Origin of the sequence: Pseudoruegeria sp. HB172150, assembly GCF_013184805.1 — a bacterium.
Classification (GTDB): domain Bacteria; phylum Pseudomonadota; class Alphaproteobacteria; order Rhodobacterales; family Rhodobacteraceae; genus Psychromarinibacter.
On the sequence record NZ_JAATNG010000005.1, the window covers coordinates 157108 to 177316 of the forward strand.

Genomic DNA, 20209 nt, shown 5'->3' on the forward strand with positions numbered 1-20209 from the left:
TGAGTCAGGTCCTTATAGATCCATCAGCAGACGCCGCGGATCCTCCAGCGCTTCCTTCACGCGCACAAGGAAGGTCACGGCGCCCTTTCCGTCGACGATCCGGTGATCGTAGCTGAGCGCCAGGTACATCATCGGGCGGGCGACGATGTTGCCGTCGATCACCATCGGCCGCTGCTGGATCTTGTGCATACCAAGAATGCCCGATTGCGGCGGGTTCAGGATCGGCGAGGACATCAGCGAGCCGTAGACGCCACCGTTCGAGATCGTGAAAGTGCCGCCCTGCATGTCGGCCATCGACAATTTGCCGTCACGGGCCTTGATGCCAAGCTCGGCAATCGTTTTCTCGATCTCGGCAAAGGACATCTGGTCGGCGTCGCGCACTACCGGGACAACGAGGCCGGTGGGCGTGCCCACAGCGATGCCCATATGGACGAAGTTCTTGTAGACGACATCCGTCCCGTCGATTTCGGCGTTCACGTCCGGTACTTCCTTGAGCGCGTGGACGCAGGCCTTGGTGAAGAAGGACATGAAGCCGAGTTTGACGCCGTGCTTCTTCTCGAACAGGTCCTTGTACTCGGAGCGCAGCGCCATGACCTCGGTCATGTCGACTTCGTTATAGGTGGTCAGCATCGCCGCGGTGTTCTGTGCGTCTTTCAGGCGACGCGCGATGGTCTGGCGCAGGCGGGTCATGCGGACGCGTTCCTCGCGCGACGCATCCTCTGCCGGGACGGGTGCGCGGGGTGCGGGCTTTGCGGCGGGCGCCTGGGCCGGTGCGGTGGCAGGCTGCGTGGCGGCCTTCAGCACGTCTTCCTTCATGATGCGGCCGTCCTTGCCAGAGCCGGTGACCTGGTCGGGCGACAGGCCCTTTTCCGCCATTAGTTTCTTGGCGGAAGGCGCATCCTCGACATCCTTGCCGGACTTCGATTTCACCTCTTCGGCATATTCGGCGTCCTGTTCGACCTTCTCGGCCGAGGGGCTGGCGGCAGGTGCGGCGCCGCCGGTCGAGAGGATGGCGAGCTTGCCGCCGGCCTCGACGGTTTCGCCTTCACCTTTCAGGATCTCCTGAAGGGTGCCGGCGGCGGGGGCGGGAACCTCGACCGAGACCTTGTCGGTTTCCAGCTCGCACAGCATTTCGTCGGCGGAAACGCTGTCACCCACTTTCTTGAACCAGGTGGCGACGGTGGCCTCGGTGACGCTTTCACCGAGGGTCGGAACTATCACATCGATGGGCTTGCCTCCGCCGCTGTCGCCGCCTTCGGATTTTTTGGCCGGTTCTGGTGCTTCGGCAGCTTCTTCCTTGGCCTCAGTCATTGGCGCGGGGGCGGCATCGCCTTCGGCGATTGTTGCAAGCAGCGCGTCGACGCCGACCGTCTCTCCCTCGGCGGCGACGATCTCGCCAAGTGTGCCGGCGGCGGGCGAGGGAACCTCGACCGTGACCTTGTCGGTTTCCAGTTCGCAGAGCATTTCATCGACCGCCACTGCGTCGCCAGGTTTCTTGAACCAGGTCGCCACAGTGGCTTCGGTAACGCTTTCTCCAAGCGTCGGAACGCGGACTTCGGTGCTCATGTCGGTCTCTTACCCTTCGATTCCCAGCGCGGAGTTCACCAGCGCCTGCTGTTCTGCCTTGTGTTGCGATGCTAGCCCGGTGGCCGGGGAGGCCGAGGCATGGCGGCCGGCATATTGCGGACGGCTGTGCTTGGCGCCGATGCGAGTCAGCACCCATTCGATGTTCGGTTCGATGAACGTCCAGGCGCCCTGATTCTTGGGCTCTTCCTGACACCAGATCACCTCCGCATCCTTGAAGCGTTCGAGCTCCTTGACGAGGCTAAGCGCCGGGAAGGGATAGAATTGTTCCAGACGCATCAGGTAGACGTCATCGATGCCTTCGGCGTCCCGCTTTTCGAGGAGGTCGTAATAGACTTTGCCGGAGGAGATGACGACGCGTTTGATCTTGTCGTCGGGGGCAAGCTGCAGGTCGGAGTGGCCCTTTTCGGCATCGTCCCAAAGCACCCGGTGGAAGGAGCTGCCGGTGGTGAAATCCTCGGCATCCGAGATCGCGAACTTGTGGCGCAAGAGCGACTTTGGTGTCATCAGAACCAACGGCTTGCGGTAGGAGCGGTGCAACTGGCGACGCAGGATGTGGAAATAGTTCGCCGGCGTCGAGCAGTTGGCGACGATCCAGTTATCCTCGGCGCACATCTGCAGGAAGCGTTCGAGGCGGGCAGAGCTATGCTCCGGCCCCTGACCCTCAAAGCCATGAGGCAGCAGCATGACGAGGCCCGACATCCGCAGCCATTTGCGTTCGCCGGACGAGATGAACTGGTCGAACATGATCTGCGCGCCGTTGGCGAAATCGCCGAACTGCGCCTCCCACATCACCAGCGCGTTGGGTTCGGCTAGCGAATAGCCGTATTCGAAGCCCAGCACCGCATATTCCGAAAGCATCGAGTCGATGACCTCGTATTGTGCTTGCCCATCGCGGACATGGTTCAGCGGGTAGAAACGTTCCTCATTCTCTTGGCTGATGAAGCCGGAATGCCGCTGGCTAAAGGTGCCGCGGGTAGAGTCCTGGCCAGCCAGTCGGACCGGATAGCCCTCGGTCAGCAGCGAGCCGAAGGCCAGCGCCTCGGCAGTAGCCCAGTCAAAGCCCTTGCCGGTGCTGAACATCTCGGCCTTTGCTTCCAAAAGCCGTCCGACGGTGCGGTGCAGCGGGAAGCCTTCCGGTGTTGTGGTCAGCGCCTTGCCGACTTGTTCCAGCGTTTCCGGCGCGATGGCGGTTTCGCCCCGCTGGTATTTCTCTCCCTCGCGGTCGAGATGGCTCCAGCGCCCGTCGAGCCAGTCGGCCTTGTTCGGGCGGTATTCCTTACCGGCCTCGAATTCCTCGTTGAGGTGCGCCTGGAACGACGCCTTCAGATCCTCGATCTCTCCCTCGGGGATCAGGCCGTCTTTTACCAACCGGTCAGTGTAAAGAGACAAGGTTGTTTTGTGGCCCTTGATCTTCTTGTACATGATCGGGTTGGTGAACATCGGCTCGTCGCCTTCGTTGTGACCGAAGCGGCGGTAGCAGAAGATGTCGATCACAACGTCCTTGTGGAATTTCTGTCGGAATTCGGTGGCGACCTTGGCGGCGTGAACCACGGCCTCCGGGTCATCGCCGTTGACGTGGAAGATCGGCGCTTCGACCATCAGCGCGATATCGGTCGGGTAGGGGGACGAGCGCGAGAAATGCGGCGCCGTCGTAAAGCCGATCTGGTTGTTTACGACGATATGGATCGTGCCCCCGGTACGGTGGCCGCGCAAGCCTGAGAGGCCGAAGCATTCCGCTACCACGCCCTGACCCGCAAAGGCCGCGTCGCCATGCAGCAGAATCGGCAAAACCGCCGTACGGTCGCGGTCGTTCAACTGGTCCTGCTTGGCGCGGGCCTTGCCGATCACCACGGGGTTCACTGCCTCGAGGTGCGAGGGGTTCGCCGTAAGCGACAGGTGCACGGTGTTGCCGTCGAATTCACGGTCGGAGGAGGCGCCGAGGTGATATTTCACGTCGCCGGAACCATCGACATCCTCGGGCTTGAAGCTGCCGCCCTGGAACTCGTTGAAGATAGCCTTGTAGGGTTTCTGCAACACGTTCGCCAATACGCTCAGCCGGCCACGGTGCGGCATGCCGATGACAATCTCTTTGACGCCGAGATTGCCGCCCCGTTTGATGATCTGTTCCATCGCGGGGATCAGCGCCTCGCCACCATCAAGGCCGAACCGCTTCGTTCCCATATATTTGACGTGCAAGAATTTTTCGAAGCCTTCGGCCTCGACCAGCTTGTTCAGGATCGCGCGGCGGCCTTCGCGGGTGAACTGGATTTCCTTGCCGAAACCTTCGATCCGTTCCTTCAGCCAGGAAGCTTCTTCCGGATTGGAGATGTGCATGTACTGCAGCGCGAAGGTGCCGCAATAGGTGCGCTTCACGATCGCCAGGATCTCGCGCAGAGAGCCGAATTCCAGTCCCAGCACGTTGTCGAGGAAAATCGGACGGTCATAATCGGATTCGGTGAAGCCATACGATTTCGGATCAAGCTCGGGGTGCGGGGTTTCCTCGCGCATGCCGAGCGGATCGAGTTCGGCGACGAGGTGGCCACGGATCCGGTAGGCGCGGATCAGCATCAGCGCGCGCAGGCTGTCCAGTACGGCGCGCTTGATCGCTTCGTCTGAGACCTTGACGCCTTTGTCTTCGGCCTTGGCGGCGATTTTCTTGCCGGCATCCTTCAGCTCTTCCTTGGCCCATTGGCCGTCGAGCGCGGATGTCAGCTCGTCAGACGGTGCCGGCGGCCAGTCAAGTCGTGCCCAACTGGGGCCCGCGGCCTCCTGCTTCACCGCGACTTCGTCGTCGCCCATCTGCTTGAAGAAGTCGGCCCAGGCCGCATCGACCGAGCCCGGGTCGTTGGCATAGCGGGCGTAAAGCTGTTCAAGGTAATCTGCGTTATGCCCCTGTAGGAAGCTGGAGGCATGGAAAAGGTCGTTTGGGCTTTGTTCGGTCATCGGGTTTCACCCTGGGGTTCAGGATTGGGTTGCGTTGGCGGCTGCAGTCGGTCGGAGGGGCGTCCTGGCGGCGTGGACGCAGCTGTTGTGCATATAGGTATTGCGGTTGTTCATTGCGTCACCCGAACCGGTGGCGGGCCCCATTCGTTGGTTTCGGGCTGGGTCGGACGCGACAGCCACCACAGCACCAGAAACGGCGAGAGAAAAAAGACGATTATCGCCAAGATCAGGATCAGGCTGGCGCCACCTTCGAACAGCGTGTCGATTTGGCCGTCGGTAAAAACGCCGAAGCCATGGAACAGGCCGACATAGGTGAAGATCCCGACCATCACGATCAGCGGGTAGAACAGGAAAAGGCCGGAGCGTCCGGTGTCGTGCATGCGGCGCCACCCTGCTGCAATGGACGGTATGAAAGTGGCCAAGCCGAAAAGACCGCCGAGCACAGAGTTGGTCCTGTACTCCGTCTCGCCCGGCCGAATCTCGACTTCGGACATGCCGAACAGGGCAGCATCAATAATGCCGAGCAGGAAGCTGGCGACGAGGATGAACAGGAAGAACCACCAGTACTCCGGGCGCGAGGCGCGGCCCGAGAAGGTGAAATACTTGGAGAAGCAGGTGCGGACCGACTGTGAGAAGGTCATGCGACCGCATCCTGCGTAGGGTTCGGGCCGTGGCGGTTGGGGCCGGGTTCGGATGGAATGGCCATGTGCCCAAAGAGCGAGGCGCCGCTAAGGAGACCGAAGTAGAAGGTCGTCACGATGAACAACGGCGTCACCAGGAGGAGCGGCATAGACACAAGGAACAGCTCGAACCCCGCTCCTGTCGTGGCCCATTTTAAGAAACGGGCATACACCACGAGTTCCAACAAAAAGAGCATCAGTGCGGTCGCGGGCGGCCCGACGTCGCGCGCATCGAAGCCGGCGTCGTTCATCCGCCGCGCGGTGACGGCGGCGAGCGGGACCAGCAGCAATGCGGACAGTGCCAGCCGCTCCGTCCCAAGCGCGGGCCATTCGAGGTGGCGCAGCGCCAACCAGCCGGAGACCGGCAGCAGCAGCCCGAACGGCAGGAAGCCCCAGTACTCGGTTCGCGAGGCGCGACCCGAGAAGGTGAAGCTGTGTCCGAGACAGCGCAATATGGCCGCTGGCATGCGCATCAGGTCATCCGATGGCCTTCAGTACCGCCTCGCCCAGGCCCGCGGGGCTTTCGGCGACGACGATCCCGGCGCATTGCATCGCCTCGATCTTGTCCTCGGCACCGCCCTTGCCGCCGGCGACAATGGCGCCGGCATGGCCCATGCGGCGACCCGGAGGGGCGGTACGGCCGGCGATGAAGCCGGCAGTCGGCTTCCAACGGCCGTTTTTCTTTTCGTCGGCGAGGAACTGGGCGGCCTCTTCCTCGGCGGAGCCGCCGATTTCGCCGATCATGATGATCGCCTCGGTCTCGTCATCGGCAAGGAACCATTCGAGTACGTCAATATGCTCGGTTCCCTTGATGGGGTCACCGCCGATGCCGACGCAGGTCGACTGGCCGAGCCCGACGTCGGTTGTCTGTTTTACAGCCTCGTAGGTCAGGGTGCCCGAGCGGGAAACGACGCCGACCGAGCCGCGTTTGTGGATGTGGCCGGGCATGATGCCAATCTTGCAGGCGTCGGGCGTGATGACACCGGGGCAGTTCGGGCCGATCAGGGTGGTTTTGGAGTTCTCCAGCACCCGTTTGACTTTCATCATATCGAGGACAGGGATGCCCTCGGTAATGCAGACCACAAGCGGGATCTCGGCGTCGATGGCTTCGAGGATCGAATCCGCTGCGAATGGGGGCGGGACGTAGATGACGCTGGCATTGGCGCCGGTCTTTTCGACGGCCTCAAAGCAGGAGTTGAAGACCGGCAGGCCCAGATGCTCCTGCCCGCCCTTGCCGGGGGTCACGCCGCCGACCATCTTGGTGCCGTAGGCGATGGCCTGCTCGGAGTGGAACGTCCCCTGCGAGCCTGTGAAGCCCTGACAGATGACCTTGGTGTTTTCGTCTACGAGGACTGCCATGTCTGTCCCTTTTGCTTACATGTTCAAGATTATGGCGCTGCTGCCGTCATCGACGCATTCGCCGGAATTGCCGGCCTGCGCATAATGGAGCCAGATGAGAGATTGCGGGGCGAAGATCGACAGGCCGTCGCAGGGCGAACCCATGCCGCGCTCCGGGTGGCCTTCCTGGATCATGCCGGGGAAGAGGGTATTGGCGAGGTCGGTGCCCATCGCTTTCGCATCGGCCAGCGGTAAGTCGCGTGACTGGAAAGTGCAGTAAAGCTCCGATGGGGCAGCGATGCCCCAGAGACCGGGGCCGGAGACGTCGTAGGAATCTGCGTCCATTCCGGGGGCGAGCGTGAGCCCGGCGGCCTCGAGCGCGCCGGGGATGTCATCGGGCGTGCGGTAGTTGCGCAGGCACGCCTCCGTTGCCGCGCGCATCAGCTCGGCGGGCGCGGGCGCCTCAGGTTCGAGAGCCGGTTCGGGGGCACCGATCTGGCTCGACTTGCCCTGCGCGGCCACACTGGTAGCAGCCGCCGAAATGGCCAGTGCGCAGATCAGCGACGAGAGGCGACCTCGTCCAGCAGGCGCGTGATCAAGATTGCTCCGCCGGCGATCACCATCGAGCGGCCGATCGTGACGCCAAGGTTCCCCGGCGCGATCTTGCTGACACCGTCGCGCGATTTGCGCGCCGCTCGCTGCATAAAGCCCGGATCCTTCAGATCCTCTAGCGGCGCCGGATCGGGGATCTCCAGCGCGCTCGGCCTGGCGCGCCACAGCAGCGCGCCCGCCGTCAGCAGGCCGGCGGCAATCGCCACCGGCACAATGCGCTCGGTGGCAGGCATGCTCTCGGGCATTTGGGGCTTGGGCAGGGTCGGCAGTTTCATGTCCATTGGCTTGTTCTCCGTTTGAAAGAGAACACGCAGGGACCGCCGCGGGTTCCGCGGCGATCGTTTCCGAACTGTTATGCCGTCTGCCGAAGGGCACGCTTCAGCCCTTGACCGCTTTCACGATCTTCTCGGCGCCGTCCTTCAGGTCGTCCGCCGCGATCACGTTGAGGCCCGAGCCCGCGATGATCTCCTTGCCCTTCTCGACGTTGGTGCCTTCGAGACGGACCACCAGCGGCACCTGCAGGCCCACTTCCTTCACAGCTGCAATCACGCCTTCGGCGATGATATCGCAGCGCATGATGCCGCCGAAGATGTTGACGAGTATGCCCTTCACATTCGGGTCCGAGGTGATGATCTTGAAAGCCTCTGTCACCTTTTCCTTTGTGGCGCCGCCGCCGACGTCCAGGAAGTTTGCCGGTTCGGCGCCGTACAGCTTGATGATGTCCATCGTCGCCATGGCGAGACCGGCGCCGTTTACCATGCAGCCGATTTCACCGTCGAGGGCGATGTAGTTCAGGTCGTGCTTTGAGGCAGCGAGTTCCTTGGGGTCTTCCTCGGTCTCGTCGCGGAGGCCGACGATATCGGGGTGGCGATACAGAGCGTTGCCGTCGAAACCGGCCTTGCAGTCAAGGCATTTCAGATCGCCGCTGTCGGTCACGATCAGCGGATTGATCTCGAGCATTTCCATGTCTTTCTCGACAAAGATCTTGTAGAGCGTGCCCATCAGCGCGGCGCATTGCTTGACCTGCTTGCCCTCCAGCCCAAGCGCGAAGGCGATGCGGCGGCCGTGGAAGCCCTGGTAGCCGACGGCCGGGTCGACGGAGAAGGACAGGATCTTTTCGGGAGTCTTGGCGGCGACCTCCTCGATGTCCATGCCGCCCTCGGTCGAGCAGACGAAGGAGATGCGCGAGGAACCGCGGTCGACCAGCAGCGCGAGGTAAAGCTCGCGTTCGATATCCGAGCCGTCCTCGATATAGACGCGGTTGACCTGCTTGCCGACGGGGCCTGTCTGATGCGTGACCAATGTGCTGCCGAGCATCCGGTTGGCTTCCTGCGCGGCTTCCTCGACTGACTTGGCGAGGCGAACGCCACCCTTTTCACCGGCTTCGGTTTCCTTGAAGTGGCCCTTACCGCGGCCGCCCGCGTGGATCTGCGCCTTCACCACCCAGAGCGGGCCGTCGAGCTCGCCCGCGGCTGTCTTTGCCTCATTGGCGCTCAGCACGACGCGGCCGTCGCTGACCGGAGCCCCGTAGGAGCGCAGCAGCGCCTTTGCCTGGTACTCATGAATGTTCATGAAAGCTGTCCCTTCGCCTGTGACGTTGCCGTTGTCCTTGGCACGATATCGCGGCCACATTAAACAGAAATTACACTTGTTTGCGGGAACAGGCGGGAAAATGCGGGTTTTGTGATCACACGCGAAAATCGTGTGATCACAAATTTGGCGATACGACGCGCCGGCTAATGAGTCGGGGCTGAGTCGGCGCCGTATTCAGTGCAAAGATAGTCACGCGCGAGTCGCCATAACGCCGGCTGCCGCGCCTGCGAAGGTTTCGTTGACCGGTCCCGACCGCCCAGCTATCCCTGCGGGCATTATCCTTCGGTCGGGAGCCGGTCCATGTGGAAGAAGATATTACTCGTTATCGTGGTTCTGGCTGTCGGCATCTCCGCCTATTTCATTATCTACCACCCGCCGGTCCGGCTGATGCCGCCGCCGGTGGTCTTCGAACTCGAAGGCGAACGGATCATCGAAGCGGCGCCGACGCTGGTCGAAGACGACGAGATAGAGATCTTCTACGCCACCAACCGCATGCCCGTCGGCGGATCCTATACTATCGCACCTGACCGGTCGCTGCGGGTCGGTACAGGGACGCTTCGGATCGGCGAAGAGGGCACGACGCTCGACCAGCTCAAGGAATGGACCACCCGGGGCGATTCCGGCGACCGGCCCTATCTGCACCTCGTCGATGTGAACGAGATGGCGGTGCTCGAGGAGGACTCGGACCCTTCGGTCGCGGCAGGCTGGTTCGCACAAATCAATGCCGCCTTGGACGCCAGTCTCGGCAAGGACATCATGATCTTCATCCACGGTGCCAACACGACCGTGGAACGCGCCGCGGGCCATGCCTCTCAGCTGCAGCACTATTCAGGGCGTGAGGCCGTGGTCGTGCTGTTCACCTGGCCGACGATGGAGAACTTTCTGCGCTACTTCCGGGATATTCGGAACGCGTCGGACAGCGCCAAGCACCTCGCCCGGCTGGTCGAGCTGCTTACGAGTCAGACCTCGGCAGAGCGGATCGACATCTTTTCCTACAGCTCGGGCGGTACGGTGGCGAGTGACGGACTGGGCCTGCTGGCGCGCGAGGATGCAGAGGCGGCCGACAAGCTGGGCGAAGTCGTGCATGTGGCACCGGACGCGGACTTCCAGCAGTTCGTCGAGGACCTGAAGCTGTACGCGCCGCTGGCGGACAGCGTAACCACAATTCTGAACCTGGGCGACAGTACACTCAGGCTGGCGCAGGTCATCAACCGGGAATCGCGCGCCGGGCGCCCCGACCTGCGCGAATTGACCGAGGAAGAGGCGGCGTGGATCCTTGAAGCGGCGGACGAGAACCTGCTGGACGTCATACAGATCCGGCCCGAGGACCTGCCCAATGTGACAACGACGTCGCACACCTTCTGGTATGACAGTTCCTGGGTCGGGAACGACCTGATCCTGAACATCATGCTGGGCATTCCGATCGCGAACCGGGTTCTGACAGAAGCGACCGCGCCGAGCGGAACGCGGTACTGGACGTTCCCGCCGGACTATCCCGAGGCATTCGCCGCGGCGCTGGATGCGCTGGCCGCGGAGGTTGGTGGAGCGACCGGCGGTGACGGCGCAGCGGAGACGAATGCGGATAACGCCGCCGGAGAAGCTGAAGACAGCGACGCCACGGAAACTGAAGCCGAAGATGCCGCTCCGGAGGCGCCGGCATCGGAGTAGCCGCCGCCGGTCAGATCCGTTCGCGGATCCGCCGGATCAGCGCGCGCCAGTCGGTAAGTTCGTGGTCGAAGGCGCCGGTCCGCAGAAAGCTGATCACCTGCGCGATGACCATCGGGTTGTTCATCATGAACGTGTGGCTCGTCGGCAGAACGATGTGATCCGTCATGCCTTCGATTTTGGTGCTTTCGACCGAGACGGTGCCATCATCCTTGCCGGGGATCATCGGCGAGAAGACCGGGTTCAGCGAGACGTTCCCAGCGATAATGCCGAGGTCGAAATCGATGGGCGGCAGCAGGTTGACGATGCCGTCGGTGCCAAGCTCGGTGCCTGCCGGGCCGGTCAGGATCTCGAACAGGTCGAGCCGCGAAAGCTTGTCGACCACCTCCGAGCCTTGGTTCGGCGGTGCCAGCATCACGACACGACCCATGTTTTTCGGAGTGTTCAGCGCCAGCCACATGCGGGCAAGGATGCCGCCCATGGAGTGGGTGACGAAATTGACCGTCTCATCGCCGCATTGCTCGACCGCCTCGTCGACGTATCCGAGCAGATCCTCGATACCTGTTTCTCTCGACGGGTAGCCCAGGTTGACGAGGTGGAAGTTCGCGCTTTCGAGCATCTGTTCAAGGACGATCAGCGAGCTGTCGCTGCGACCGAGCCCATGCAGAAGGACGACACATTCACGCTCTGGCTGGGTGTCTTGCGCCATGGCCGGCAGAGTCCAGGTAGCGGCGAGAAGTGCCACGAAAAAAGCCGCCAGGCGCTCTGCGCGTCCGGCGGCCCGTTTTTTCGTCCGTTGGGTGATCATGACGGCCCCCTGTTCACTGGCGCCGCACCGGGCAGCGCCTCACACGGGTCGTTGTATCCCCTCAGGTCAGGCTGTCGTCAATGCCCTTGCAGGCTTCCATCAGGCCCTTCACGGCGTCGACCGACTTGTCGAACATCGCCTGCTCGTCCTTGTTGAGCTTGATGTCGACGATGCGTTCGATGCCGCCCGCGCCGATGATCGACGGCACGCCGACATACATCCCTTTGAGGCCGAACTGACCGTCGCATTGCGCGGCACACGGCAGCAGGCGCTTCTGGTCCTTGAGATAGGCTTCAGCCATCTCAATGGCCGAGGTCGCGGGTGCGTAGAAAGCGGAACCGGTTTTCAGCAGGCCGACGATCTCGGCGCCGCCGTCGCGGGTGCGCTGCACGATCGCGTCGAGCTTGTCCTGCGTGGTCCAGCCCATCGAAACGAGGTCGGGCAGCGGAATGCCGGCGACGGTGGAATATCGGGTCAGCGGGACCATGGTGTCGCCGTGGCCACCGAGGACGAAGGCCGTGACGTCTTTCATCGAAACGTCGAACTCGAGGCTCAGGAAGTGGCGGAAGCGGGCGGAGTCGAGCACGCCGGCCATACCGCAGACCTTGTTCGCGGGCAGGCCCGAGAATTGCTGCAGAGCCCAGACCATCGCATCGAGCGGATTGGTGATGCAGATGACGAAGGCGTCGGGCGCGTTGGCGGCGATGCCCTCGCCGACCGATTTCATGACCTTGAGGTTGATGCCGAGCAGGTCGTCGCGGCTCATGCCCGGCTTGCGCGGCACGCCGGCGGTGACGATGCAGACGGCGGCGCCGGCGATATCGGCGTAATCCTGCGTGCCCTTCAGCTTGGCGTCGAAGCCTTCGGAGGGGCCGGATTCGGCGATGTCGAGCGCCTTGCCCTCGGGGGTGCCTTCGGCGATGTCGAACAGGACGACGTCGCCCAGTTCCTTCATCGCGGCGAGATGCGCGAGCGTCCCGCCGATCTGTCCCGCCCCGATCAGGGCAATTTTCGGTCTGGCCATTTGATGCTGACTCCGGTCCAGTTGACTTTGCCGGGATGCCTAAGCCCTCGGGATGCGCGGTGCAAGGCGGTGGCGCGGAAGGCACAACCGTATGCGACGGAATGCCGAAAAGGCAGCGCGACAGTAACTGGCTGAGAAACAAAGAAAAAGAATTGCGAGAAGGGAATGGAGCTTGATCTGGCCTTTTTCGCGCTGGCGGTTCCGGCGGTGCTGTTCGCGGGTGTTTCTAAGGGCGGCTTCGGCTCTGGCGTGGCCTTTGCCGCGACCCCGATGCTGGCGCTGATTCTTGAACCAGGACAGGCGATTGGCCTGATGCTGCCGCTGTTGATGCTGATGGATCTGGCGCTGCTGCGGCCCTATTGGCGGCAATGGCACTGGGCATCGGCGCGGGCGCTGATGATCGGCTCGGTTCCTGGTGTGGCGCTTGGTGTCGTGCTGTGGCGGGTGGCCGATCCCGATATGTTTCGGCTGCTGATCGGGCTGGTCGCGATTGGTTTCGTCGCGTTTCAAGCGGCAACCGCTTCGGGTTTCCTGCAGTCGCCGGCACGGCCGATGTCAGACGGGGCCGGAATGGGCATGGGCGGTCTTGCCGGGCTGACGAGTTTCATCAGCCATGCAGGGGGTCCGCCCGCTGCGGTCTACCTGCTGTCGCGAAAGCTGGAGAAAACTGAATACCAGGCCACGACGGTGCTGGTGTTTTGGGCGATCAATATCCTGAAGTTTCCGCCCTATGCGGCTCTGGGTATCTTTACCCGGCCTTCGTTGATCGCAGACCTGATCCTGGTACCTGTTGCCTTTGCCGGAGTCGCGCTGGGTGTCTGGCTGCACCGGCGCGTGTCGGGGCGATTGTTCTTCGCCCTGACATATCTGTTCCTGACCTGCGCCGGAGCCAAGTTGATCTGGGACGCGCTGACCTGATCGGCTGCTAAAGTTGCACACCCGCCGGTCTCGGCTCCTCGTCCAGACGCTCAAAAGACTGGCCGGAGGCGACGAGGCAGGTCGTTCCGTCCGGCATGGTCACCGTGATCGTCCAAGTGCCGGTTTCGGTCGATGCGAAGATCTCGACAAGCGCGTTGTTGGCACCCATGCCAACGGATTGCCGGCTTTCACCGTAGCCGTCCGCCAGCCGCTGGACGACGGTTTCCCGGTCGGCGCAATTGCGGCTTTGGGCCGTGGCTTGCTCGACGGCAAGGACGCTGGCGCCGACACCGAGAGAGAGTGCAAGAAACATGCGTTTCATTCTGTCTTTCCCTTTCTCTGCCGGGCGCTTCCCGTCCTGGCCTGCCGCATACCGGCGGTCGGGCGCACCCTTGATTCAAAATATTGCCCGCCCATCGAAACCTGTTGTGCGGTGGTTTGCCTTTCCGGCCCTCCCCGGCTGCGGGCGTGGGAAAAGACTGGGCGCCAAACCCGAAAAAAATGGTTAACGCAGCGCGCGCCGTGCCAGTCAAATAGGTAAATGCCTGAATTGTCGGTACTTCTGCGGCGCGGCACATCGCCCCTTGTCTGGCGCTCGTGGCCGTGGTCGGTTTCTTCAGGTCAGCAACGAAGGCGAGAATCATGCCCGACGCAGCGCGCCCGTACCGCTCGGTTCTCTATATCCCCGGCTCAAAGGAACGCGCGCTGGACAAGGTGCGGGGGTTGAAGGCAGACGCAATCATCTTCGATCTTGAGGATGCCGTTGCCGCTGACGAGAAGGTGAACGCCCGTTCACTGCTGGTGCGGGAGCTGGAAAAGGGCGGTTACGGACAGCGCGGGCGGATCGTGCGGGTGAACGCACTGGATACAGAGTGGGGGCAGGAAGACGTCGCCGCTGTGGTGTCTGCGAAACCGGATGCGATCCTGCTGCCCAAAGTGGGGTCCGCCGCCGATCTGGACGAACTGGCCGGGCTGGCGGGCGATATCGACCTGTGGGCGATGATCGAGACGCCGCTTGGCATTCTGCATGCCGAGGAAATCGCCGCGCACCCGTACCTGACCGGGATGGTGATGGGCACCAATGACCTCGCGAAGGACCTTAATTGCCGGACGCGGCCCGACCGGATGCCGCTGATCACCAGCCTGCAAGTCGCTCTTCTCGCGGCGCGGGCGCATGGGGTGATTATCGTCGACGGGGTTTACAACGCCTTCAAGGACGAGGACGGGCTGCGTGCCGAATGTGAACAGGGCCGCGACATGGGGTTCGACGGCAAGACGCTTATCCATCCGGCGCAGATCGACATCGCGAACGCCGCTTTCGCGCCAAGTGAAGAAGAGATCGACCTTGCGCAGCGCCAGATCGACGCCTTCGAAGCTGCAGAGGCCGAGGGGCAGGGCGTGGCCGTGGTCGACGGACGCATTGTCGAGAACCTTCACGTTGTCACTGCACGCGCTACCCTGGCGCGGGCCGCCGCAATCACAGCCCTGGAGATGGCGCAATGATCCTTCTTGTCCTTGGTATCGCCCTGTGGTGGGCGGCGCACCTGTTCAAACGCCTTGCTCCCGGGCCGCGCGCGGCAATGGAGACGAAGATGGGCAACGGCGCAAAGGGCGTCGTGGCGCTGGCGCTGTTGATCTCTGTCGTGCTCATGGTGATCGGTTTCCGGACCAGCGATTTCATCGACGTCTACTACCCGCCAAGCTGGGGCATTCACCTGAACAACCTGCTGATGCTCATCGCGGTGGTGCTGTTCGGGCTGGGGAATTCCAAGAGCCGGCTGCGCGGTAAGATGCGGCATCCGATGCTGACGGGTATGCTGACTTGGGCGGTGGCGCACCTGCTGGTGAATGGCGACCTTTCGTCAGTACTGCTTTTCGGGCTGCTGGGTGTCTGGGCCATCGTCGAGATGCTGGTGATCAATGGGGCCGAGCGGGATTATTCCTCCTGGGAGGGCGGTAGCCTCGCTGGGGATATCCGGCTGGCGGTCATTACTCTGGTGGTCTTTGCCCTGATCGCTGGGATACATACTTGGCTGGGTTACTACCCCTTCCCGCAATAGAGAGTGACATGAAAGCCTACCGACTGCTTACCGAAGACGACACCTCCGCCTTTTGCCACAAGGTCACGCTGGCGCTGTCGAAGGGGTGGGAGCTATATGGCTCGCCCGCCTATGGGTTCGATGCCGAGACCGGCAAGATGCGCTGCGCGCAGGCGGTGGTGAAGGAGGTTGAGGGCGAATACTCGCCCGACGTGAAGCTGGGGCAGCTTTAGTCATGGCGAAGACCTTTGCCGGGCGGTTCTTCGAGGATTACGCACCGGGACAGGTCATCGAGCATGCGGTGCCGCGGACTTTGTCGGGGGGCGAGCGGGCGCTTTATCACGCGCTCTACCCGGCGCGGCATGCGCTGCAGTCTTCGGACGAGTTCGCGCGGGCCTGCGGGCTGAAGGCCTCGCCTTTCGACGATCTGATCCTGTTTCATACGGTGTTCGGCAAGACGGTGCCGGATGTGTCGCTGAATGCGGTGGCGAACCTTGGGTATGCCGGGGGGCGGTGGCTGGGGCTGGCTTATCCCGGCGATACGCTGACGGCGGTGTCGGAGGTGATCGGGGTCAAGCAGAACTCCAGCGGCAAGTCGGGCGTGGTCTGGGTTCGGACCACGGGGCGGAACCAGCGGGGAGAGGCGGTGCTGGAATACGTCCGCTGGGTGATGGTGCGGAAGCGGGACGTGGAGGCGCCGGCGCCGGAGACGGTGGTGCCGGAGCTGGCTGAGGCTGTGGCGCCCGCGGATCTGGTGGTGCCGGCGGGGCTGGATTTTTCCGCCTATGATTTCGGGCTGGCGGGGGAGCCGCATCGGTGGGGGGATTACGAGGTCGGCGAGAGGATCGACCACGTCGACGGGGTGACCGTCGAGGAGGCCGAGCACATGCTGGCGACGCGGCTGTGGCAGAACACGGCCAAGGTCCATTTCGATGCGACCCAGAGGCCGGACGGGAAGCGGCTGATCTATGGGGGGCACGTGATCTCGCTGGCCAGGGCGCTGAGCTTCAACGGGCTGGCCAATGCCCAGCTGATCGTGGGGCTGAACGGGGGGGCGCATGCCAATCCGTGCTTCGCGGGGGATACGGTGAGGGCCTGGTCGGAGGTGCTGGACAAGGCGGAGACTGGGGCGCCGGGGGTGGGGGCGATACGGCTGCGGCTGGTGGCGACGAAGGGTGAGGCGTTCGGGCTGAAGGGGGCGGACGGGAAGTACCTGCCGGAGGTTCTGCTGGACCTCGATTATTGGGCCCTGATGCCCCTCTGAAAAGGGGCGTCCCCATGGGGACGGGGGGTCAAGTGATTGATTTCAGGCGTGTTAGCGCTAACCTACGTGTGGGGACACACTGCGGCGGGATCGTCCCCGGATACGCCCGGTTCACCCTTGACCGAAAGCCTTGTGCTGCCCTTAATCTTGCAACATGAAACGGCTTCTTGCACTCGTTCTGGCGCTTGGACTGGCGATACCCGCGCAGGCGGCGCGGCTGCGCGACGGGTCGCATGAATACCTGGCCGCCAACCTGCTGGCGATCTTCTATCACGAGTTCGGCCACGCCCTGATCGACATCCTGAAACTGCCGATATTCGGGCAGGAGGAAGACGCCGCAGACGTGTTGTCGGTGTTCATGATCGACGCGCTGTTCGATGGCGAGACGGCAGTGGATATGGCCTATCACACCGCCTACGGTTTCCTTGGCGAGGCCAAGAACAGTTCGGGCGACGAACCCGCCTACTGGGATGTGCACGGGCCGGACCTGCAGCGGTATTATACGTTCGTCTGCCTATTCTATGGCGCCGATCCGGATAACCGCAGGCGCGTTGCCGAAGATCTGGAATTGCCGGATGCAAGGCGCATGACCTGTGTCGATGAATACGAAAAGGCGGCGGAGAGCTGGGGGCCGGTCGTCACGTCGCTGTACGACAACGGGCCGGGGCGCAGTATCCGGTTTCTGACCGATCATCATGTGGACGAGTACGGCCGTTTCACCGCCAAGGTCCTGCAGGAAGAAGTCGACGCGATGAACACCAAGCTATCGCTGCCCAAGCGGATGCTTGTCCGTGTCGAGGAGTGCGGAACCGCCAACGCATTCTATGACGCCAAGACGCGCGAGATCATCATATGCGCCGAATTCGCCCGCTACCTGGCGGATCTGGAACCGCGTTAGGATCGCGGATTCGGGTAACAATGGATTGTGGGAGGCTGAAGGGCGAATTTTGTGATCACGCGCTAAATAGCTGTGATCACAACGCGGGACGGATCGGGAAAAATCTGCCGCGATCAGTGTCCAACCTGCCCCTTTCCCCCGTGACTTGCACGATTTCTTTAGGCTATGGGAGAATGAGCTGATGCTGCACCGCGATATACAGGAGCTGACATGCCAGACATGAAACCCGTGGAACGGCCACTCTCCCCCTTCATGCTGGGGCAGTATTACAGGCTCCAGATGACATCGGTCAGTTCGCTTCTGACGCGGATCACCGGCAACGCGCTGATCGCGCCATTCATCCTTGGTGTCTGGTGGCTGCTGGCCGCGGCGACCGGCCCGGACAGTTTCGCCTGCATCAACTGGCTGGTCACGTCATGGATCGGCGACATCATTTTCGCCCTGTCGTGCTGGGCAGTCTGGTACCACTATCTGGCGGGACTACGGCACTTCGTGTTCGACGCGGGCCGCATGCTGGAGGTCGAAACAGCCGAAAAACTGGGCTGGGGCTGCGTGATAGGCTCTGTCGTCCTGACCATCATCACAATCATCATCGTCTGACGGAGGCCGCCATGCGTTATCTGACCGCCCGCAAGCGCGCCGAAGGCAAAGGCGCTTCGCATACCGGAACCGAGCATCACTGGTACATGACCGTCAGCGGCGCCGGGCTGGCGTTCCTGATGCCGGTTTTCATGTTCATCTTCGGCAGCGCCCTTGGCGGCACGCACGAAGAAGTCGTGGCGACCTTCGGGCGCCCGTTCCCGGCGATCATCACCGGCCTGGTGCTGGTCGTGGGTCTTCAGCATTTCATCAAGGGCTTCACCATGATGATCGAGGACTACACCCAGGGAACCGCTCGCAAGGTGCTTGAGATCCTTGTGATCACACTCTGCTACTTCCTGATGGCCGCGGGTCTCTTCGCGCTGGCCAAACTTGCACTCTGAGGAAAAACACATGGCCGCTTACGACTACGAGACGCATGATTATGACGTCGTGGTGATTGGCGCCGGCGGGTCCGGGCTTCGGGCGACGCTGGGCATGGCCGAGCAGGGGCTGCGCACCGCCTGCGTGACCAAGGTCTTCCCGACCCGCTCTCACACCGTCGCGGCGCAGGGCGGCATCGCCGCCAGCCTCGGCAACATGGGGCCGGACCACTGGCAGTGGCACATGTACGACACCGTGAAGGGGTCGGACTGGCTGGGCGATACCGACGCGATGGAATACCTCGCGCGGTCCGCCCCCGCCGCCGTCTACGAGCTGGAACATTACGGCGTGCCGTTCTCTCGCACCGAGGAAGGCAAGATCTATCAGCGGCCGTTCGGCGGCCACACGACCGAGTTCGGCGAAGGCCCCCCGGTGCAGCGCACCTGCGCCGCCGCCGACCGGACCGGCCATGCGATCCTGCACACTCTGTACGGCCAGTCGCTGAAAAACAACGCCGAGTTCTACATCGAGTATTTCGCGATCGACCTGATCATGTCGGAAGACGGCGTGTGCCAGGGCGTTCTGGCGTGGAAGCTGGACGACGGTACGATGCATGTCTTCAACGCGAAGATGACGGTGCTGGCGACGGGCGGCTACGGCCGCGCCTATTTCTCGGCGACTTCGGCGCATACCTGCACCGGCGACGGCGGCGGGATGGTGGCGCGGGCCGGGCTGCCGCTGCAGGACATGGAGTTCGTGCAGTTCCACCCGACCGGGATTTACGGTTCGGGCTGCCTGATCACCGAGGGCGCGCGCGGCGAGGGCGGCTATCTGACCAATTCGGAAGGCGAGCGGTTCATGGAACGCTATGCTCCGACCTACAAGGACCTTGCGTCGCGCGACGTGGTTTCGCGCTGCATGACGATGGAGATCCGCGAGGGCCGTGGCGTTGGCCCGGACAAGGACCATATCCACCTGCACCTGAACCACCTGCCGCCGGAAACGCTGCATGAACGGCTGCCGGGGATTTCGGAATCGGCGCGCATCTTTGCCGGTGTCGACCTGACGAAAGAGCCGATCCCGGTGCTGCCGACGGTGCATTACAACATGGGCGGCATTCCGACGAACTACTGGGGCGAGGTGCTGAACGCCGATGCAGAGAACCCGGAGCGGATCGCGCCGGGGCTTATGGCGGTTGGCGAGGCGGGCTGCGCCTCTGTCCACGGGGCGAACCGGCTGGGGTCGAACTCGCTGATCGACCTCGTGGTGTTCGGCCGCGCCGCGGCGATCCGCGCCGGCGAGGTGGTCGATGCGGCGGCGTCCCCAGCGGAGGCGAACAAGGCGTCTATCGACAAGGCGCTGGACCGGTTCGACCATTACCGCAACGCCGATGGCGGTACCCCGACGGCGGATCTGCGCGACGAGATGCAGCGCACGATGCAGGCGGATGCGGCGGTGTTCCGCACTGACAAGACGCTCGCCGAGGGTGTCGAGAAGATGTACGCGGTCGCCGACAAGATGGCGGACCTGAAGGTGACGGACCGGTCGCTGGTCTGGAACTCGGACCTGATGGAGACGCTGGAGCTGACCAACCTGATGCCGAACGCGCTGACGACGATCGTCGGGGCCGAAGCGCGGAAGGAGTCGCGCGGAGCGCATGCGCATGAGGATTACCCGGACCGCGACGACAAGACCTGGCGCAAGCACACGCTGAGCTGGGTCGGCGCGGATAACCGGGTGACGCTGGACTACCGGCCGGTGCATCTGGATCCGCTGACGAAGGCGAAGGAAGGCGGTATCGAGCTGAAGAAGATCGCGCCCAAGGCGCGGGTCTACTGACGATGCGCGGGCGGTCGGCAGGCGGGGCCGGGGCAGGG

Annotated in this window: 21 protein-coding genes; 10 read left to right on the top strand and 11 right to left on the bottom strand. The window is 63.0% G+C overall.

The window, feature by feature from the left end; translation table 11 throughout:
• Nucleotides 1–12: 12 nt before the first annotated feature.
• From odhB to sucC, 8 genes are all read right to left on the bottom strand, one after another.
• A complete protein-coding gene (odhB, locus tag HCO70_RS19435; RefSeq protein WP_172299299.1) occupies nt 13–1566 on the bottom strand; it encodes a 2-oxoglutarate dehydrogenase complex dihydrolipoyllysine-residue succinyltransferase in 1554 nt (517 codons plus the stop codon).
• Between the two features lie 9 nt (nt 1567–1575).
• Nucleotides 1576–4530 (bottom strand): 2-oxoglutarate dehydrogenase E1 component, encoded by a 2955-nt coding sequence (locus HCO70_RS19440; RefSeq protein WP_172299301.1) that lies wholly within the window; start codon nt 4528–4530, stop codon nt 1576–1578.
• 110 nt (nt 4531–4640) lie between these two features.
• Nucleotides 4641–5171 (bottom strand): DUF805 domain-containing protein, encoded by a 531-nt coding sequence (locus tag HCO70_RS19445; protein ID WP_172299303.1) that lies wholly within the window; start codon nt 5169–5171, stop codon nt 4641–4643.
• On the bottom strand, nt 5168–5683 hold the full coding sequence (locus tag HCO70_RS19450; RefSeq protein ID WP_172299305.1) for a DUF805 domain-containing protein: 516 nt from the start codon (nt 5681–5683) through the stop codon (nt 5168–5170). The genes HCO70_RS19445 and HCO70_RS19450 overlap by 4 nt, the downstream gene beginning before the upstream one ends.
• A 4-nt stretch (nt 5684–5687) precedes the next feature.
• Nucleotides 5688–6569 (bottom strand): succinate--CoA ligase subunit alpha, encoded by an 882-nt coding sequence (sucD, locus tag HCO70_RS19455; protein ID WP_172299307.1) that lies wholly within the window; start codon nt 6567–6569, stop codon nt 5688–5690.
• Nucleotides 6570–6584: 15 nt separating this feature from the next.
• Nucleotides 6585–7070 carry a hypothetical protein gene (locus HCO70_RS19460; protein ID WP_172299309.1) on the bottom strand — a complete coding sequence of 162 codons (486 nt, stop codon included), beginning with the start codon at nt 7068–7070 and terminating at the stop codon, nt 6585–6587.
• Nucleotides 7071–7105: 35 nt separating this feature from the next.
• On the bottom strand, nt 7106–7441 hold the full coding sequence (locus HCO70_RS19465; protein ID WP_172299311.1) for a hypothetical protein: 336 nt from the start codon (nt 7439–7441) through the stop codon (nt 7106–7108).
• A gap of 97 nt (nt 7442–7538) precedes the next feature.
• Entirely contained in the window at nt 7539–8732 is a 1194-nt protein-coding gene (gene sucC, locus HCO70_RS19470; protein ID WP_172299313.1) for an ADP-forming succinate--CoA ligase subunit beta, read from the bottom strand.
• Nucleotides 8733–9053: 321 nt separating this feature from the next.
• Between sucC and HCO70_RS19475 the strand changes: the two genes are divergently transcribed.
• Nucleotides 9054–10421 (top strand): alpha/beta hydrolase, encoded by a 1368-nt coding sequence (locus HCO70_RS19475; RefSeq protein ID WP_172299315.1) that lies wholly within the window; start codon nt 9054–9056, stop codon nt 10419–10421.
• A gap of 10 nt (nt 10422–10431) precedes the next feature.
• On the opposite strand, the gene HCO70_RS19480 is transcribed toward HCO70_RS19475, so the two are convergent.
• Nucleotides 10432–11226: an alpha/beta fold hydrolase gene (locus HCO70_RS19480; RefSeq protein ID WP_216665525.1), complete on the bottom strand. Its 795-nt coding sequence runs from the start codon at nt 11224–11226 to the stop codon at nt 10432–10434.
• Nucleotides 11227–11287: 61 nt separating this feature from the next.
• Nucleotides 11288–12250, bottom strand: a complete 963-nt coding sequence (gene mdh / locus HCO70_RS19485) for a malate dehydrogenase (RefSeq protein ID WP_172299317.1) — start codon at nt 12248–12250, stop codon at nt 11288–11290.
• A gap of 165 nt (nt 12251–12415) precedes the next feature.
• On the opposite strand from mdh, the gene HCO70_RS19490 reads away from it, so the two are divergent.
• The gene (locus HCO70_RS19490; protein ID WP_172299319.1) at nt 12416–13168 is read left to right on the top strand and encodes a sulfite exporter TauE/SafE family protein; all 753 of its coding nucleotides are present in this window, start codon (nt 12416–12418) and stop codon (nt 13166–13168) included.
• A gap of 7 nt (nt 13169–13175) precedes the next feature.
• Here HCO70_RS19490 and HCO70_RS19495 read toward each other — a convergent pair whose 3' ends face one another.
• Nucleotides 13176–13490 (bottom strand): hypothetical protein, encoded by a 315-nt coding sequence (locus HCO70_RS19495; protein ID WP_172299321.1) that lies wholly within the window; start codon nt 13488–13490, stop codon nt 13176–13178.
• A 320-nt stretch (nt 13491–13810) separates the two neighbouring features.
• Between HCO70_RS19495 and HCO70_RS19500 the strand changes: the two genes are divergently transcribed.
• The 8 genes from HCO70_RS19500 to sdhA all read left to right on the top strand — a co-directional run bounded on the left by HCO70_RS19500 (nt 13811) and on the right by sdhA (nt 20171).
• Complete coding sequence (locus tag HCO70_RS19500) at nt 13811–14671, top strand: CoA ester lyase (RefSeq protein WP_172299323.1); 861 nt, start codon at nt 13811–13813, stop codon at nt 14669–14671.
• Nucleotides 14668–15228: an NnrU family protein gene (locus tag HCO70_RS19505; RefSeq protein ID WP_172299325.1), complete on the top strand. Its 561-nt coding sequence runs from the start codon at nt 14668–14670 to the stop codon at nt 15226–15228. Before HCO70_RS19500 ends, HCO70_RS19505 begins: the two co-directional genes overlap by 4 nt.
• A gap of 8 nt (nt 15229–15236) precedes the next feature.
• Nucleotides 15237–15440, top strand: coding sequence for a DUF1737 domain-containing protein (locus HCO70_RS19510; protein WP_172299327.1), 204 nt, complete (start codon nt 15237–15239; stop codon nt 15438–15440).
• A gap of 2 nt (nt 15441–15442) precedes the next feature.
• Entirely contained in the window at nt 15443–16471 is a 1029-nt protein-coding gene (locus tag HCO70_RS19515) for a MaoC family dehydratase (protein ID WP_172299329.1), read from the top strand.
• Between the two features lie 154 nt (nt 16472–16625).
• Nucleotides 16626–17369 carry a DUF4344 domain-containing metallopeptidase gene (locus tag HCO70_RS19520; RefSeq protein ID WP_172299331.1) on the top strand — a complete coding sequence of 248 codons (744 nt, stop codon included), beginning with the start codon at nt 16626–16628 and terminating at the stop codon, nt 17367–17369.
• 210 nt (nt 17370–17579) lie between these two features.
• Complete coding sequence (gene sdhC / locus HCO70_RS19525) at nt 17580–17969, top strand: succinate dehydrogenase, cytochrome b556 subunit (RefSeq protein ID WP_172299333.1); 390 nt, start codon at nt 17580–17582, stop codon at nt 17967–17969.
• 11 nt (nt 17970–17980) lie between these two features.
• On the top strand, nt 17981–18352 hold the full coding sequence (gene sdhD / locus HCO70_RS19530) for a succinate dehydrogenase, hydrophobic membrane anchor protein (RefSeq protein WP_172299335.1): 372 nt from the start codon (nt 17981–17983) through the stop codon (nt 18350–18352).
• A gap of 10 nt (nt 18353–18362) precedes the next feature.
• Nucleotides 18363–20171 (top strand): succinate dehydrogenase flavoprotein subunit, encoded by a 1809-nt coding sequence (gene sdhA / locus HCO70_RS19535; RefSeq protein ID WP_172299337.1) that lies wholly within the window; start codon nt 18363–18365, stop codon nt 20169–20171.
• Nucleotides 20172–20209: the final 38 nt, after the last annotated feature.